At 71.2% G+C, this 17,177-nt stretch carries 11 protein-coding genes; 7 read left to right on the plus strand and 4 right to left on the minus strand.

The genetic code is table 11. The features are described from left to right. Positions 1–36 precede the first annotated feature (36 nt). From ACIQBL_RS18565 to ACIQBL_RS18595, 7 genes are all read left to right on the plus strand, one after another. Complete coding sequence (locus ACIQBL_RS18565) at positions 37–3,705, plus strand: S8 family peptidase (protein WP_401942879.1); 3,669 nt, start codon at positions 37–39, stop codon at positions 3,703–3,705. Between the two features lie 68 nt (positions 3,706–3,773). Beyond that, positions 3,774–4,790, plus strand: a complete 1,017-nt coding sequence (locus ACIQBL_RS18570; RefSeq protein ID WP_401942882.1) for a response regulator transcription factor — start codon at positions 3,774–3,776, stop codon at positions 4,788–4,790. 106 nt (positions 4,791–4,896) lie between these two features. Continuing rightward, positions 4,897–6,987, plus strand: coding sequence for an NAD-dependent DNA ligase LigA (ligA, locus tag ACIQBL_RS18575; RefSeq protein WP_401942884.1), 2,091 nt, complete (start codon positions 4,897–4,899; stop codon positions 6,985–6,987). 211 nt (positions 6,988–7,198) lie between these two features. Further along, positions 7,199–7,771, plus strand: a complete 573-nt coding sequence (locus ACIQBL_RS18580) for a hypothetical protein (protein WP_401942886.1) — start codon at positions 7,199–7,201, stop codon at positions 7,769–7,771. Between the two features lie 111 nt (positions 7,772–7,882). Next, positions 7,883–8,743: a PaaX family transcriptional regulator C-terminal domain-containing protein gene (locus ACIQBL_RS18585; protein ID WP_401942889.1), complete on the plus strand. Its 861-nt coding sequence runs from the start codon at positions 7,883–7,885 to the stop codon at positions 8,741–8,743. A 197-nt stretch (positions 8,744–8,940) separates the two neighbouring features. Continuing rightward, a complete protein-coding gene (locus ACIQBL_RS18590; protein ID WP_401942892.1) occupies positions 8,941–10,296 on the plus strand; it encodes an alpha/beta hydrolase in 1,356 nt (451 codons plus the stop codon). A gap of 80 nt (positions 10,297–10,376) precedes the next feature. Next, entirely contained in the window at positions 10,377–11,933 is a 1,557-nt protein-coding gene (locus ACIQBL_RS18595) for an MFS transporter (RefSeq protein ID WP_401942893.1), read from the plus strand. A 115-nt stretch (positions 11,934–12,048) separates the two neighbouring features. Here the strand turns inward: ACIQBL_RS18595 and ACIQBL_RS18600 are convergent, their stop codons facing one another. The 4 genes from ACIQBL_RS18600 to lnt all read right to left on the minus strand — a co-directional run bounded on the left by ACIQBL_RS18600 (position 12,049) and on the right by lnt (position 17,098). Beyond that, positions 12,049–14,001, minus strand: a complete 1,953-nt coding sequence (locus ACIQBL_RS18600) for a helix-turn-helix domain-containing protein (RefSeq protein WP_401942895.1) — start codon at positions 13,999–14,001, stop codon at positions 12,049–12,051. A 74-nt stretch (positions 14,002–14,075) separates the two neighbouring features. Further along, a complete protein-coding gene (locus ACIQBL_RS18605; RefSeq protein WP_401942898.1) occupies positions 14,076–14,876 on the minus strand; it encodes a 3-hydroxybutyrate dehydrogenase in 801 nt (266 codons plus the stop codon). 54 nt (positions 14,877–14,930) lie between these two features. Beyond that, entirely contained in the window at positions 14,931–15,410 is a 480-nt protein-coding gene (locus ACIQBL_RS18610) for an NUDIX hydrolase (protein WP_401942901.1), read from the minus strand. A gap of 77 nt (positions 15,411–15,487) precedes the next feature. Next, on the minus strand, positions 15,488–17,098 hold the full coding sequence (gene lnt / locus ACIQBL_RS18615; protein ID WP_401942904.1) for an apolipoprotein N-acyltransferase: 1,611 nt from the start codon (positions 17,096–17,098) through the stop codon (positions 15,488–15,490). Between the last annotated feature and the right edge of the window lie 79 nt (positions 17,099–17,177).

Below are 17,177 nucleotides of genomic sequence, written 5' to 3' on the forward strand. Positions count from 1 at the left end.
CCTCACCAGGTCTCTCAAGGGGAGGAAAGCCCACAGATGCGAAGACTCCACGCCCTCTGCACCCTGGCAGGCACCGCCGCTCTGCTCGCGGGTGCGATCGTGCCCTCGGCAGCGGCTCCGCCCTCCGCGTCGGACGCCCCATCGGGCGCGGCGCAGGGCAGTACCCGGACCGTCACCCTCATCACCGGAGACACGGTCTCCCTCACCGTCGGCGCGGACGGGAAGTCCGCCGTCGACGCCCGGCCCGGCAAGGGCCGCACAGGCGTCGACTTCGTGACCACCGAGCAGAAGGGCGAGGTCAGCGTCACACCCGACGACGCGGTCCCGCTCGTCCAGGCCGGCCGCCTCGACCCGGCCCTCTTCAACATCAGCCAACTCGTCAAGCAGGGATACGCCGACGAGAAGACCGGCACCATCCCGCTGATCGCCGCCTACGCGAAGGGCTCCGAGATCCCCGAGGGCGCGCGCCGGACGCGCGCCCTGCCCGGAATCGGCGGCGCCGCGCTCAGCGCGCGGAAGTCGACCGCGTCGTCCACGTTCTGGGCGGACATCGCCCCGGCCCGCGGCACCTCCCCCCTCTCCAAGGCCGCCCGCCAACTCGGCGACGGCCTAGACAAGTTGTGGCTGGACGCGAAGGTCTCGGCGTCCCTCGACGTCAGCGTCCCGCAGATCGGCGCCCCCGACGTGTGGAAGGCCGGCTTCGACGGCAAGGGCGTCAAGATCGCCGTACTGGACACCGGTGTGGACACCGGACATCCGGACCTCGCGGGCAAGATAGCGGAGTCCGAGAGCTTCGTACCGGACGAAGGGATACAGGACGGATTCGGCCACGGCACGCACGTGGCCTCCATCCTCGTCGGCTCGGGCGCGGCCTCCGGCGGCCGGTACAAGGGCGTGGCACCGGGCGCGGAACTGGCGGTCGGCAAGGTCCTCGACGACACCGGACACGGCCAGGAGTCGTGGATCATCGCGGGCATGGAGTGGGCCGCCGACTCGGGGGCGAAGATCGTCTCCATGTCCCTGGGCGGTACGGCGTCGGGTTCCTCGGACCCGCTGAGCGAGACGGTGGACCGGCTCTCGGCGTCCACCGGAACCCTGTTCGTCGTCGCGGCGGGCAACGCGGGCCCCTCCGACGAGACCATCGGCACGCCGGGCATCGCGGACTCCGCGCTGACGGTAGGCGCGGTCGACAAGTCGGACCACCTGGCGTCCTTCTCCAGCCGCGGCCCGCGCCTCGGCGACTCCGCGGTCAAACCGGAGATCACCGCGCCGGGCGTGAACATCACGGCGGCCCGCGCCGCCGGCACCACCATGGGCACGCCGGTCGACGACTACTACACGACCGCGAGCGGTACGTCGATGGCGACCCCGCACGTCGCGGGCACGGCGGCGCTCGTGGCGCAGGCGCATCCGGACTGGACGGGCGAGCAGATCAAGGAGTCCCTGGCCAGCACCGCCAAGACGCAGTCGGACGCGGACGTCTACGAGCAGGGCGACGGCCGGGTCGACGCGGTCCGGGCGGTCGAACAGGGCGTCTTCGGCACCTCCACGCTGAGCTTCGGCACCTACGACGACTCCGCCACCGGCGTCGACAGCAAGGACATCACGTACACCAACACCACTGACCAGCCGGTCGAGTTTAAGCTCGCCTCGACCCTGGCCCCGGCCGCGCCCGGCGCCGATTCCGTGACCGTGCCCGCGCACGGCACCGCCACGGTCCCGGTCTCCGTCGACCCCACGAGGGTCGACCAGGGCCGCTACTCGGGGCATGTCACGGCGAGTGGCGGCGGCGTCCTGGTCACCACGGGTGTCGGCTTCGAGAAGAAGCCGAAGACCTACGCCCTGAAGATCTCGCTGGTGGGCCGCGACGGGCAGCCGAACACCGGGGCCGCACTGTACGCCCTGCAGGAGCTGAACGGCCTCTACCCCAACGAGTCCGGCTTCGTGGGCTCGGGTTGGACCTGGCAGGTCCCGGCGGGCACATACTCCATGGGCGCCTGGATCCCGGACCGCGACGGGAGCGGTCTGGCCGTCGGTACCTCGGTCGTCGGTGATCCCGAGATCAAGGTCGACGGCGACACCGCGATCACCCTCGACGCCCGCAAGGCGGTGGAGATCAAGCCGAAGACGAAGGAGGACTCCGAGTTCCAGGGATTCACCACCGCCTGGCACCGGGAGGGGCCGGGCAGTTCCTTCGGAACGTCCTACACCCAGGGCTGGTGGACCGACCACATCTATGTGGCGCCGACCAAGCCGGTCACCGAGGGCACCTTCGAGTTCTACTCCAAGTTCCGTCTGTACGCGAAGGAGTTGACCGCGAGCGTCAGCACTCCGGAGAAGGATGCGCTGTCCCTCTACTACTCGCAGACGTACAACGGTCTGCCGACGAAGTTCAGCGGGGAGCACACGGTACGGGCGGTGGACGCGGGTGCCGGTACGGCGGCCGACTTCGCCGGGCTCGACGTCAAGGGCAAGGCGGTGGTGGTCGGCGTGGGCGCCACCGAACGGGCGGACACCGCACTGGCCAACGCGACGGCGGCCGGGGCGAGTTACGTCATCGCCTACCACAAGTCACCCGGATTCTGGATCAGCGCGGTGGACCACGCGACCGGCGTCCCACTGATGATCGCCACGGGTGAGGAGGGCGCCCATCTGGCCGACCTCCTGAAGACCGGCAAGAAGGTCACCCTGAAACTGAACGGCATCCCGGTCAGTCCCTACGTCTACAACGCGACCTTCCCGCAGAGCGGCGCCGTCACCGCGAACCAGACCTACCGTCTGGACCACTCCAACACGGCGAAGCTGAAGGCCCGTTACTACGGGGACACGGCCGGCCAGACGGGCATGGACAACCTCTACTCCTACCTCCCCTGGCAGCGGTTCAGCATCGACAGCTCCAAGTACCTGCCGCTCGGCACGACCCGCACCGAGTACTACTACGTCAGCCCGACCACCCGCACCTGGCACGTCGTCTACCCGAACTATCAGGCCCGCCTGGGCACATGGAGCCCGCTGCGGACCTTCGGCACCGCGACCTCGGCACCGGACGAGGACTGGCTGCGCCAGGTGGTCCGCCCTGCGAGCAGTCAGGAGTACGGCCCCTCCAAGCGCACCGGCGACCAACTCACCATGTCCGTACCGGAGTTCGGCGACTCCACCCCCGGCCACTACGCGTACGCCGACGGGGTCAACGACACCGGGAAGGGCAAGCTCTACGCGGACGGGCAGTTGGTCGGCGACTCCCTCATCGGCGGCTACGGCGTCTTCACCGTCCCGGCGGTGAAGGCCTCGTACCGCTTCGTGCTCGACGCCCAACGCACCACCGCCTGGTCGCGGTTCTCCACCGGCACCCACACCGAGTGGTCCTTCTCCTCGACCCACACGGACACGACGACGGCGCTGCCCCTGCTCTCCGTCGACTACTCCGTGCGGGGTCTCGATCTCCTCAACCGCGCCGATTCCCACGGCAGGACGACGCTCGGGCTCTCGGTCCGGGACCAGACGGGGAGCGTCAAGGCCGCTTCGCTGAAGGCCTGGGTGTCGTACGACGACGGCACGTCCTGGAAGGAAGTGAAGGTCCGGCACGGCAGGGCGGAGGTCGGGCACGCGAAGGGAGCGCAGTTCGTGTCACTGCGGGTGCAGGCGTCCGACGCGGCCGGCGACCGGATCGACCAAACCGTGCTGCGGGCCTATGGCTTGAAGTAGCCGTGGGGCACCACCACCGCCGACAGTGATCCCACCGCTTTAACAAAGATCCTCTAGCGTGCCGAGCCATGGCGAACACGGCACCCGACCTGGCCACCCACTCGGCACCCCGACCGACCCCCGCCGCGAGCCCCTGGGCCGCGGTGGGGGTCTCCGCCTTCGACGAACTCCTCTACCAGACGATCCTCCACCAGCCCGACGCGGACCGGGCCGGCTGGGCGGTGCTCACCGGCACCACCCCGGGCCGGGTGGACGAGGCCTGCGACCGGCTGCTCGCACTCGGGCTGCTCCAACTCCCGGATTCCATGGGCGGGTTACGGGCCGTCGACCCGCGCGTGGCGATCCGCGCCCTGATCCGCCGCCGGGAGACCGAGTCGGAACTGCTCGCCGCCACCGCCGAGGAGATGGCGACGGTGTACGAGGCGGGGCTGCTGCGCGAGGACCCGTCCCGGCTGCTCGACGTCGTGTCGGGCGAGGGCGCCAACTCGGCCCGTCTTGAGGAGCTGTACGCGCGCGCCGAGCACGAGGTGTGCATCTTCGACACTCCCCCGTATCTCGCCCCGCGCACCCCGCAGTTGGACCTCCAGACGGAGCTGCTGAACCGCGGTGTCGGCTTTCGCACGGTGTACGCGGCCACCGCGCTGGAGGACCCCGACGTCCTCTACCACGCCTGGAAGATGGTCGAACTCGGGGAACAGGCGCGGGTGTTGCCCGCGGTGCCGGTCAAACTGCTGGTGGTCGACGGCCGTCGCGCGATGCTGCCGCTGACGGCCGCGGCGGCGGGCGGCTACTGCTCGGTCGTCATCCGGCACTCGGCGGTCACCGACGCCCTGCAACGGCTCTTCGAACTGGCCTGGCAGCAGGCGACACCCCTCGGCCAGCCCGTCGCCGACGGTGAACTCAGTGACGGCGAGCGGACGTTGGCCCGGCTGCTCGCCGCCGGGATGAAGGACGAGGCGGTGGCCCGTCACCTGGGCGTGAGCCTGCGGACCCTGCGCCGCCGGGTCAGCGATCTGCAGGAGCGGCTGGGCGCGGCGAGCCGTTTCCAGCTGGGGATGCGGGCGGCGCAGCGGGGGTGGGTGTAGGGGAACCTCTACTGCCGGAGCCATCCTGTGGGCGCCACCGCTTCGGCCCGCCGACAGTCGCCTCACGCCCGAGCCGTTGTCAGTGGTGGCGGGCAGGATGAGAGTCATGACAACTCCTGCAGCTGTGATCGTGGATGCCGCCGCCTACGCGCAGGCGGTCGAGGACGCGGTGAAGGCGTCGGCCGCCTACTACGCGGCCGGCACCTCCGCGCTGGACGACGACTCCTACGACCGGCTGGTGCGCGGTATCGCCGCGTGGGAGGCCGCGAATCCCGACCAGGTCCTGCCCGAGTCCCCGACCGGGAAGGTCGCCGGCGGCGCGGTCGAGGGCGATGTCCCGCACACGGTGGCGATGCTGAGCCTGGACAACGTGTTCTCGGCGGAGGAGTTCACCGCCTGGACCGCCTCGCTGGCCCGAAGAACCGACCACGAGGTCGCACGGTTCAGTGTGGAGCCGAAGCTGGACGGCCTGGCGATCGCGGCCCGCTACACCCGCGGCCGGCTCACCCGGCTCATCACCCGCGGCGACGGCACGGCCGGGGAGGACGTCACCCACGCCATCGGCACCATCGAGGGCCTGCCGCAGGAGCTGGCGGAGCCGGTCACCGTCGAGGTGCGCGGCGAAGTCCTCATGACCACCGCCCAGTTCGAGCACGGCAACGAGGTGCGCACCGCGCACGGCGGGCAGCCGTTCGCCAACCCGCGCGGCGCGGCGGCGGGCACCCTGCGCGCCAAGGAGCGTGCCTACACGGTGCCGATGACGTTCTTCGGCTACGGCCTGCTCCCCCTCGCCGACACCGAGGCCGGTCTCGCGGCGCGCCTCGTCGAACTCGCGCACAGCGACCTCATGACCCAGGCCGCCGCCTACGGGATCAACACCACGGCCACCACTCCCGTGCCCGGCGTCACCGCCGACACCGTCGAGGAGGTGCTGGCCCGGGTGCGGGAGATCGCCGCGCTGCGGGCCGCGTTGCCGTTCGGGATCGACGGGATCGTCATCAAGGCCGACCTGGCCGCCGACCAGCGGGCCGCCGGATCGGGCTCGCGGGCCCCGCGCTGGGCGATCGCGTACAAGCTGCCCGCCGTGGAGAAGATCACCCGGCTGCTGGAGGTGGAGTGGAACGTGGGCCGCACCGGCATCATCGCCCCGCGCGCCGTCCTGGAACCGGTCGAGATCGACGGGGCGACCATCACCTACGCCACCCTGCACAACCCGGGCGACATCACCCGCCGCGACCTGCGCCTGGGCGACCACGTCATGGTCCACCGCGCCGGTGACGTCATCCCCCGCATCGAAGCGCCGGTCGCGCATCTGCGCACCGGCGACGAACAGCCCATCGTGTTCCCCGAGGTGTGCCCGCGCTGCGGCTCCGGCATCGACAGCAGTGAACTGCGGTGGCGCTGCGAGCAGGGCCGCAACTGCCATCTGGTCGCCGCCCTGTCCTACGCCACCGGCCGCGACCAGCTCGACATCGAGGGCCTGGGCCACACCCGCGTCGTCCAGCTCGTCGACGCCGGCCTGGTCGCCGATCTCGCCGACCTGTTCGCCCTCACCCGCGAGCAACTCCTGGGCCTGGAGCGGATGGGCGAGACCAGCACCGACAACCTCCTCGCCGCGATCGGCACGGCCAAGGGCCAACCGCTGTCACGGGTGCTGTGCGCACTCGGCGTGCGCGGCACCGGCCGCTCCATGTCCCGCCGTATCGCCCGCCACTTCGCCACGATGGACAGCATCCGTGCCGCCGACGCGGAGGCGATGCAGCGGGTCGAGGGCATCGGCACCGAGAAGGCCCCCTCGATCGTCGCCGAACTCGCGGACCTGGCCCCGCTGATCGACAAGCTGGCCGCGGCCGGGGTCAACATGACCGAGCCCGGCGCGACCCCGCCCGCTGCCACGACCGACGACGCCGCAACTGGCCCTACGGAAACCGCAGTCACGGCCGGCGGGCCGCTCGCCGGGATGACCGTGGTCGTCACCGGCGCGATGACCGGCCCCCTGGAGAAGCTCAGCCGCAACCAGATGAACGAACTCGTCGAACGCGCGGGCGGGCGCTCCTCCTCCAGCGTCTCCAAGAAGACCACCCTGGTCGTCGCCGGCGACAACGCGGGCTCCAAGCGCGCCAAGGCCGAGACCCTCGGCATCCGTCTCGCCACCCCCGACGAGTTCGCGACCCTGATCGCCGACTACCTCGACTGAGGTGTTCCGCAGCTCACAGTCGCCGGTGGGGTGCGGGCGGGAACAACGGGCGGGGGTTGCCCGTTCCTCTCATGTGGCTGCACGCCACCATGTACGGCCCCGGCTGGTCTCCCCCGTCCAGCCGGGGCCTCTTTCACTCCGAGGAGGGGTCTCCCGCACTCGGCGGCAGGGGCAGAATGGACGCCACACAGCCGCTGCGGATGGGGAGTTCATGGACACGCGTACGTTCGACGCGCTGACGGAGTCGATGAAGAGCGCGTACGTCGCGGGTCTCAGGGACGGCGCCGTGCCCCGCCCGGTCATCATGCCGCTGGTGCGGGGCGAGTTGGTCGGTCTGATCTGGCTGCGCCCGGTCGAGCCCGGCCGGGACGCGCTCACCGCGATCGCGTCGCTCTCGAACATCGCGGCGGCGGCCGGCGCCGACGAGGTCGTCCTCGCCTGGGAGACCCAGGACGTGGCCACCATCAGCGAACTGCCGGTCGACGGCCCGTCGCCCTGTCTGAACATGGTGCACGCCACGAAGGACGGCCATACGCTCCACCAGTTCCCCTACACCGAAGGTGCGCTGGGCGAAAGCGCCGAGGGCTCGGCACCGGTCGAACCGGTCTGGCAGCCGGCCCCGGCTCCGCAGCCCGACGGCAAACTGCTGCCGCCCGTCCAGGCCGCGGTCGACTACGCCTTCACTCCCCTCGAACTGGACCATCCTTCCCCGTTCGGCGTCACGGTCGTCCTGATGGAAGAGGACGGCTACAACCTGCGTCTGACCGAGGCATTCGCCCTCTGAGCAGCGGTACCCACCCCGCCGGCCGAACCTCGGCTGATATCCGATCGCCGTTACAGAGATGACACAGTTCCTGGACCAGGGGATCCGCTCCCCCACCCCCAGGCCTACGCTGTGCCGGTGACCAGTGTCGATGTCGCCGCCCAACCGGCCGCCGAGAGCGGCCCCGAGCCGCGCACCCAGTCCCTGATGCTGACCTTCTTCGGCGTTCATGTGCTGGGGCGGCCCGTCGCCGTGTCGTCGGGCAGTGTGATCGACGCTCTCGGGAGATCGGGCAGTTCCGAGGAGGCGGTGCGGACCACCCTGAACCGCATGGTCAAACGCGATCTGCTGGAGCGGCGCCGCCAGGGCCGGAAGACGTACTTCGGGCTGACACCGCACGCCGTCCAGGTGCTGACGGACGGCAGGGACCGTATCTGGCGCACCGGCGCGGTGAACCGGGACTGGGACGGTCGGTGGACGATGGTGGGCTTCTCACTGCCCGAGGCGTGGAGCCGCGAACGGCACGATCTGCGCTCCCGCCTGATCTGGGCGGGCTTCGGCCCCCTGCAGAACGGCCTGTGGGTGGCCCCGGCGCGCGTCGACGTCCGCGAGATGGTGGCCGGCCTCGGCCTGGAGCCGTATCTGCGGGTGTTCCGGGCCGAGGTCGAGTCGCCCACCGATGTCCGCGAGGTGCTTGAGCAGGCGTTCGACGTGCCGGCCATCGGCGCGCGGTACCGGGCGTTCCTGGAGCGCTGGGACCGCACCGACCCGCTCCCCGCGGCGGCCTCCGGCGACGAACTCGCGGGTCAACTCCTGTTGCACACCGATTGGTTGGACCTGGTGCGACGCGACCCGCATCTGCCCGCCGAGCACCTTCCAGGAGACTGGCCCGCCGCGCAGGCGGAGACCGTCTTCCGCGGCCTGGCCAGCCGCTGGGAGCGCCCGGCGGCGCGCGCGGCGGCCCGCCTGCTGGACACCCTGACGCTGGACTGACCCACACCCCCGCACGCCGGACTCCGGGACCCCGCACGCCCATCGGTGGACCCGTCCGCCTCATTATTGGTCAGTCTATTGACGGCAGTGAAAAAAGAGCCCTACATTCGCAGCGCTCTTCCAGCTCGTCGCTCCAGCTCGCCGCTCTTCAGCTCGCTCCCCCACTCGGTCCCGACACGACTCGCGGAGCCGCCGTCATGCCCCGACCCCGTTTCTCCACCCTCGCCGCAGCCTGCGCGACCGCCCTCGCGACCGCCCTGCTCGGTCCGGCGACCGGCGCCCACGCCGGCTCGACCGCCGCCCAGTACTCCGGCACGCTGTCCGACGGCGCCACCTGGATCGCGGAAACACCCGCACGGTGGAACGGCACCCTGCTGCTGTTCAGCCACGGCTTCGGACCTACGACCGCTGCCGACGCCCCCTCACCCGGCGCGCGCCAGGCCCTGCTGGACGCCGGCTACGCCCTCACCGGCTCCTCCTACGACCCGAACGGCTCGATGTGGGCGCTCGATTCGGCCGAGCGGGACCAGTTCGCCGCGCTCACCGCCTTCCGCCGACAGGTCGGCACACCGACCCGGGTCATCTCGGTGGGCCAGTCGATGGGCGGCCTCGTCAACGCCCGGATCGCCCGCGACGGCGCCGGACGCGTCGACGGTGCGCTCGGCCTGTGCGGTCTGGTCGCGGGCGGTGTCGATCTGGACAACTACCAGCTCGACGCCGAGTACACCCTGGCCACGTTCTTCGACCCGGCCGACGCCGACGCCCTGGTGAACCTGGACAGCCAGGCCGCCGGCGGCGCCCTCGCCGACCGGCTCACGAATGCGGTGGAAGCCGCACAGCAGACCCCGACGGGACGCGCCCGGATCGCCCTGGCCGGCGCCTACCTCAACCTGGCCGACTGGGCACCCGGCCAACAGCCGCCCGCCCGCGGCGACTTCGCGGGCCAGGAGCAGCAGCAGTACGCATGGCTGGCACAGGGCCTGCTCCACTTCATCGTCCCGGCGCGCTGGTCCGTGGAGCAGTCCGCCGACGGCAACACCTCCTGGAACAAGGGCGTCGACTACACCGGACTGCTGCGCGAGTCCACCCACGCCAAGCAGGTCGAGTCCCTCTACCGCGACGCCGGACTCGACCTGCGCGCCGACCTGAACCACCTCACCCGCGGCGCGGACATCACAGCCGACCCCAAGGCCGTGGCGCACCTGAAGCAGACCTCGACCGCCGGACAGGGACTGGCCGTTCCGCTGCTGGACATCCACACCATCGCCGACCAACTGGTGCCCGTGGAACAGGAGTCGGCCTTCGCCGCACGGGTGCGCAGGGCCGGTGACTCCGCACTGCTGCGCCAGGCGTACGTGGCCCGCCAGAGCCACTGCAACTTCACCACCGCCGAAGTGGTCGCCGGTCTGCACGCCGTGGAACACCGGCTGGACACCGGGCACTGGGGCGACTCCGCCACCGCCGCCCAACTCCAGCACGGAGCCGACGAGTTGGGCCTCGACGGTGCCGCCTTCACCGACTACCGGCCGAGCCGTCTGTCCGGCACCCGCTGACCCGGAACCGCCCTCTCCGAGTCCCTGCCCTCTTCCCCGTCCCCTCCCCGTCCCCGTCCTGCGTACCTCAGGAGCCCTCCATGTCAACGACGACCGAGCCCTCCACCAGAACCGCCACCGGCCCCGGCCTGTCCACCGGCACCCTGATCGCCGGTCTCCTCGCCGTCTGCCTCGCGCAAATCGGGCTGGCCATACCGGCCACGCTCAACGGGCTTTTCCAGTCCGACCTGCACCCGGTCGGCTCCCAACTCACCTGGATATCCGACGCGTTCCTGCTCCCGGTCGCCGTCCTGGAGCTGACCTTCGGCCTGCTCGGCGACCTCTTCGGCCGCAAGCGGCTGCTGGTCGGCGGCGCTGCGCTGCTGGCGGTGGGCGAGGTGGTCAGCGCCACCTCCTCCGGCATCCACCAACTCTGGACCGGACAGGCCCTGGCAGGCCTGGGCGCCGCCGCCCTGTTCCCCACCTCCCTGGCCATCCTGGCCGCAGGCACCACCTCGCCCGCGCAGCGCGCCCGGGTCATCGCCCTGTGGGCGGCCCTGCTCTCCGCCGGCGGATTCATCGCCCCGCTGCTCGGCGGCGTGACCGCGACCTACGGCTCGTGGCGCTGGTCGTTCGTCGTGGTCGCCGTCGTCGCCGTGGCGAGCGTCGCCGTCAGCGCCCTGTTCGCCGTCAACTCCAGCGCCTCCGAGGGCCGTTCACTCGACATCGCGGGCCAACTCACCATCGGCCTCGGCCTGTTCGCCCTTCTCTACGCCATCATCCAGGGCCCGACGGACGGTTGGGCCTCGCCCACGATCGTCATCGCCTTCGTCCTGGCGGCCGTGTTCCTCGGCGCCTTCGTGCTGGCCGAGAAACACGCCAAGTCCCCGCTCCTGCGCCTGGATCTGTTCGGCAACCGCGCCTTCGCCGTCGCCTCGGTCGTGGCCGTGGTGGGCATGTTCGCCTTCCTGGGCACCGCCTACTCCGTCAGCATCCGGCTCGGCCCGGTGCAGGACCAGGCCCCCATGCGGACGGCCCTGGCCTTCGTCCTGCTCAACGGCATGACGCTGGTGATGCTGCCGCTGACGGAACGGCTGCTGCGCACCGTCGCACCGGGGCTGCTGCTGGGCGCGGGGCTGCTGTTGATCGCGGTGGGCGACTACTGGGCCGCCACTCTCCCGATCACCGACACGGCCTTCACCTCACTCGTCCTGCCGCTCGGTCTGGTCGGCCTGGGCTTCGCGATCACCGTCTCGTCGATCACGGCGACGGCCGTCAACACCGTGCCGACGCACCTGGCCGGCATGGCCAGCGCCACCACCAACCTCCTGCGCGACTTCGGATTCACCCTCGGCCCCGCGATCATCGGCGCCGTCGCCCTGAGCCGCGCGGCCGGCAGCTTCTCCGCCTCCCTGCACGACTCGGCCCTGCCGCAGGCGCTGAAGGGCGCGGGCACGGCCGTACTGGAAGAGGGCGGCCCCCTCGCGGTGAACGGCGCCTCGGCCGCGTCACCGAAGCTGGCCGACCTGCACCCACTCGCCATGGAAGCCCTCGGACACGGCTACTCGATCGGCTTCGTGGTCTGCGGCTCGGCCGCACTGTTCTCCGCGCTGCTGGCCCTGATCGCCCTCCGCGGCCACAAGGCTTCCCCCTCCTGACAGCTCCGCCCCACCGCATGTGCCGCTGACGTGCCGCTTCCTACCGTGTGCCCTCACGTACCCACCTGATCACCGCACCGCCCGCCGACCCTCGTACGCCTCGCGCGTACGAGGGTCACCGTCGCGTCGGGGCCGCCAACCGTCGTAGTCTCAGGGCGAGTTGGATCTCCAGGGCGCGGCCCGGGTCCTGCCAGTCCTCGCCGAGGAGCCTGCCCACGCGCTCCAGCCGCTGAGCCACGGTGTTGACGTGGACGTGCAGGTCGTCCTTGGTCCGGGCGGGACTCATGGCACAGGCGAAGTAGGCGTCGAGGGTGCGCAGCAGATCGGTGCCGCGCCGCTCGTCGTAGCGCACGACCTGGCCGATGGTCCGCTCCACGAAGCCGCCGATGTCGCGGTCCCCGGCGAGGAGCAGTCCGAGGAAGCCGAAGTCCTCGGCGGCGGCTCCGTCCCCGGAACGGCCCAGCAGACGCAGTGCGTCGAGGCAGCGGCGCCCCTCTTCGTAGGCGGCGGCCACGGCGTCCGGCTGGTCGGCGAGCTTCTCGACGGGGGCGGAGGCGCCGACGGTGACCGCTTCGTGGACCGCCGCTCCCAGGTGGGCGGCGGTGCGCCGGGCCAGGTCCGTGGCGGTGTCGCCGGGGCCGAGGGGCAGCAGCAGGACGGTCCCGCCGTCGCGGGCGGCGGCCAGTCCCTGCCGGGTTCCGGCGAGATGCGAGGCGGCCGACCACAGGCGTCTGCGCACGGCGGCCTCCTGCTCGGCGTCGGCTGCCGTGCCGTCGAGCCGGGCGGCGAGCACGACATGGGTGGAATACAGGTCGGCATGCAGCCGGGACGCGCGCTCCCGCAGCAGGCGCGGGTCTCGGTCGCGGGCGTCGAGCAGGTCGTCCAACAGCTCGCCGCGGACGCGTTGTTCGGCCTCGGCGGCCGATCTGCGGGCGAGCAGCAGCAGGGAGGTGACCATCGCGGCGCGTTCCAGGGTGCGTTGGTCGACGGGGTCGAGTCCGGGGTGTCCGCGCAGCACGAGCGCGCCGAGCAGTTCGCCTCCGGCGGCCACGGCGGCGATCCAGTCGTCCCGGTGGCGCACCGCGTGTCCCTCGGTACGGGACGCCTCCAGTGCTGTCGTGGGTGTGGTGTCGGTCTCGGTGAACTCGACGAGTCCGTCGAGGACTTGGGAGACGGCGGCGGCCACGTCGTGGACCCCGCCGCCGCGCAGCACGAGTTCGGCGAGCCGGTCGTGGACGTCGGAGGCGCGCTCGATGACTCCGCTGCGGTCCTGGATGATCTCGTGGGCGCGCTCCAGACCGGCGAGGGCCGCGCGGGTCTCGGTGAGCAGGTGCGCGGTGTCGATGGCCGCCGCGGCGAGCGCGGCGAAGGAGCCGAGCAGCGCGATCTGCTCCCGCTGGAAGACCCGCGCCCGCCGGTCAGCGGCGAACAACACCCCGATGACGCGGTGCCCGAGCATCAGCGGCACCCCGAGGATCGCCACCAGCCCCTCGTCCCGTACACCGGAGTCGATGGTGAGGGTGTGCTGGAAACGGTCGTCCTTGAAGTAGTCGTCGGTGACGTACGGCCGTGCCGTCTGGGCCACGAGTCCGCCGAGCCCCTCCCCCATGCCCAGGCGCAGTTGCTGGAAGCGGGCCGCGACCGACCCCTCGGTCACCCGCATATAGGTGTCGCCCCTGGCCGGGTCGTTGAGGCTGAGGTAGGCGATGTCGGTGCCGAGCAGCGACCGGGCGCGCTGGACGATCGCCTGCAGTAGGGCGTCCAGGTCGCGCAGACCGGCGAGGTCGTGGGCCGTCTCGAAGAGCGCGGACAGCTCGGCCTCACGCCGTCGGCGTCCCTCCAGCTCCGAACGCACGCGCAGCGCGAGCGACTTGGCGTGTTCGAGCCCGGCGATCAGCTCGGCCGGTCTTCCCTCGGCGCGGGCGCGCAGCACCGGCTGCTCGTAGGCGTCGGTGGAAGCTCCCCGGGCCAGCAGCTCGAGGAACGGCACCTCGGCACTGCTCGGTCGCGCTGCGGCACCGGTGACGGTGGCGGAGCGCTCGGCGGACTGCGCGTGATCGCTGGACATGCCCACAGGATTCCCCATCGCCGGGTCGGCCGGTCCGGCCTGTGGACAACTCGACGTCGCCCGCGCGGCAGCGTTCAATGCGCGGTCCACCCGCCGTCCATGACCAGCGAGGTACCGGTCACGAAGGACGCGTGCGGGCCGCACAGATAGGCGACCGCCTCGGCGACCTCCTCGGGTTCGATGAGCCGTTTGACCGCGCTGTCCTGAAGCAGCACCTCGGTCAGTACCCGCTCCTCGGGGATGCCGTGCGCCCGTGCCTGGTCGGTGAGCTGCCGCTCGACCAGGGGGGTGCGCACATAGGCGGGGTTCACACAGTTCGAGGTGACGCCATGGGGTGCGCCTTCGAGGGCGGCGGTCTTGGAGAGTCCCTCCAGTCCATGTTTGGCGGCCACATACGCGGACTTGAAGGCGGAGGCGCGCAGCCCATGGACGGAGGACACATTGACGATCCGGCCCCAGCCCTGCCCGTACATGTGGGGCAGCGCGCCGCGAATGAGTCGGAAGGGTGCCTCCAGCATCACGGTGAGCACCGTGTGGAAGACCTCGGGCGGGAACTCCTCGATGGGGCGCACCAGTTGCAGCCCCGCGTTGTTCACCAGGACGTCCGTGCCAGTGGCGGCGTGCTCGGCGGCGTCCAAGTCGGTGAGGTCGAGTACATGCGGCTCGACAGTGCCCGCGCAGTCCCGGGCCTGCTCGGCGAGCGCCGCCAGTCCCGGGGCGTCCAGGTCGACCGCTCTGACCTTGGCCCCGGCAGCGGCCAGCCGCAGCGTGCAGGCGCGGCCGATACCGCCGGCGGCACCGGTGACCAGAGCGGTACGGCCGCTGAGGTCGAGGAGGCCGGTGTGGGAACCCGGGAGGGCGTGGGGCACGGTCATGTGTCGACCCTAGACAGCGCCCCCGCCCCGCCACATATGGGCTGCACCCATACTTCAGTCGGAACTCGTGGTGTCAAACCATGTGGGTGCATCAGCCAGGGCCTGCTTGATCCGGAACAGCTGGTGATCGCTGAGTTCGGGCAGCGCGTCCAGTTCGAACCAGCCGACCTCCAACGACTCGTCGTCGTTCACGGCCGCCGCACCACCGACGGCCCGGCACTGGAGAGTGATGTCCATGAACTGGCAGGCGTCGCCGTTGGGATAGCTGATCGGCCCGCCGGCCTTGACCATGACGATCCGTTCCGCCACGCACTCGACGGCCGTCTCCTCGAACACTTCGCGCACCGCGCAGACGGCGGGCTGTTCGCCGGGCTCGGGAATGCCGGAGGGCAGGGCCCACTCGTGGTTGTCCGACCGCTTGCCGAGCAGGACACGGCCCGCGTCGTCGAAGACAACGGCGCTCACTCCGGGAAGCCACAGCAGTTGATGCCCCGCGGAGGCCCGGATCGTACGGATGAAGTCAGGGGTAGCCATGCACCGACCCTAACGGGACGATCCATGGCCATTCCACGAACTACCGTGCGCGCGGCGGGCGTACAACGGGCGTACGGTTACACGTCGCCCGCGCGCCGCCTGCGCACACCCGCGCCGATCGCCCAGCCGAGACCGCCCGCGGCGACCAGCACCAGGGCGATCTCGGGCAGGATGCCGAGCCTGGTGGCCGGTGTCTCCGAGGAGCGCAGCGGCACCTTCTGGACCAGGGAGTCGGCGACGAACATGCCGGTCTTCTGCGTGATCCTCCCGTCCGGCATGATGATCGCGCTGACGCCACTGGTCACCGGGACCGTGACGGTCCGGCTGTGCTCGACGGCGCGCACCCGGGACATGGCGAGCTGCTGGTAGGTCATCTCGCTGCGGTCGAAGGTGGCGTTGTTGCTCGGCACGGAGATCAGCTGGGCGCCGTCGGTGACCTCGGAGCGCACGGCCCAGTCGAAGGCGGCCTCGTAGCAGGTGACCAGGCCGATCTTGGCGCCGTTCATGGTGAACACACCCGGCTTGGTGCCCCGGCTGAAGTCCTGGCGGACCATGCTGGTCCAGTTCTTGTTGATCGCCCCGAGGAGCGAGCGCATCGGCAGGTACTCGCCGAACGGCTGGATCTGCCGCTTGTCGTAGGCGCTGGTCGGGCCCTTCACCGGGTCCCAGAGGATCTGTTCGTTGTAGAGCTTGCCGTCCCGCTCGACGACACCGCCGACCGAGATGGGCGCGCCGATCGCCTTGGCCGCCGCGTCGATGTCCGTGTACGCCTGTGCGTCGGCGAACGGATCGACGTCGGAGGAGTTCTCCGGCCACAGCACCACGTCGGGCTTGGCGACCTTGCCCGCCTTCACCTTCGCGGCCAGCCGCAGCGTCTCCTTGACGTGGTAGTCGAGTACGGCACGCCGCTGGGCGTTGAACTCCAGCCCCGCGCGCGGGACGTTGCCCTGGATGAGCGCGACGGTCGTCGTGCCGTCCTCGGCCTTGTCGCTCACCAAGGAACGCGCCGCCACCGCGCCCACCACCGGTACGGCCACGCTCAGCAGGGCCACGGCCGCGGCGGACCGCCGTACCACACGGGCGCGCCGCCCCTCCAGGACCAGCCGGACGACCTCGTACAGGCCGAAGCCGCACAGGACGACCCCGAAGCCGAGGACCGGGGTGCCGCCCGCCGCGGCGAGCGGCAGGAAGACGCCGTCCGCCTGACCGAAGGCGATCTTGCCCCAGGGGAAGCCGTGGAAGGGGACACGCGCGCGTACCGCCTCACCGGCGATCCACAGCGCCGCCGCCCAGACCGGCCAGGCGGGCAGCTTCGACACCGCGGTGATGCCCGCGCCGACCAGGGCGACGAAGATCGCCTCGACCACGACCAGGGCGATCCAGGGCACCGGGCCGACCTCGACGCCGGTCCACACCAGCAGCGGCAGCAGGAAGCCGAGGCCGAAGAGGTAGCCGAGTCCGAGGCCCGCCTTCCAGCTGCGGCCGCGCAGCACCCACCCGAAGCAGGCGAAGGCGGGCAGCGCCAGCCACCACAGGGTGCGGGGCGGGAAACTGACGTAGAGCAGCACTCCGGAGAGTGCGGCTACGGCGGCCGGAACCAGACGGACGAGCCGGGCGAGGCGCGATACGGGCGCGGCCTCTGGCTCCAGCTGGTCCGACGCGTCCACGGAAGTTGCGGTGACGGTCACTCCGGGAGTGTACGGCGGTTGACCTTGGCGCCGACAGCACGGTCCGGATGGCAGCCCAGGGCACTGGACCGGGCCGCAG

This window comes from Streptomyces sp. NPDC088350, from assembly GCF_044753545.1.
In the GTDB taxonomy this organism is placed as follows: domain Bacteria; phylum Actinomycetota; class Actinomycetes; order Streptomycetales; family Streptomycetaceae; genus Streptomyces.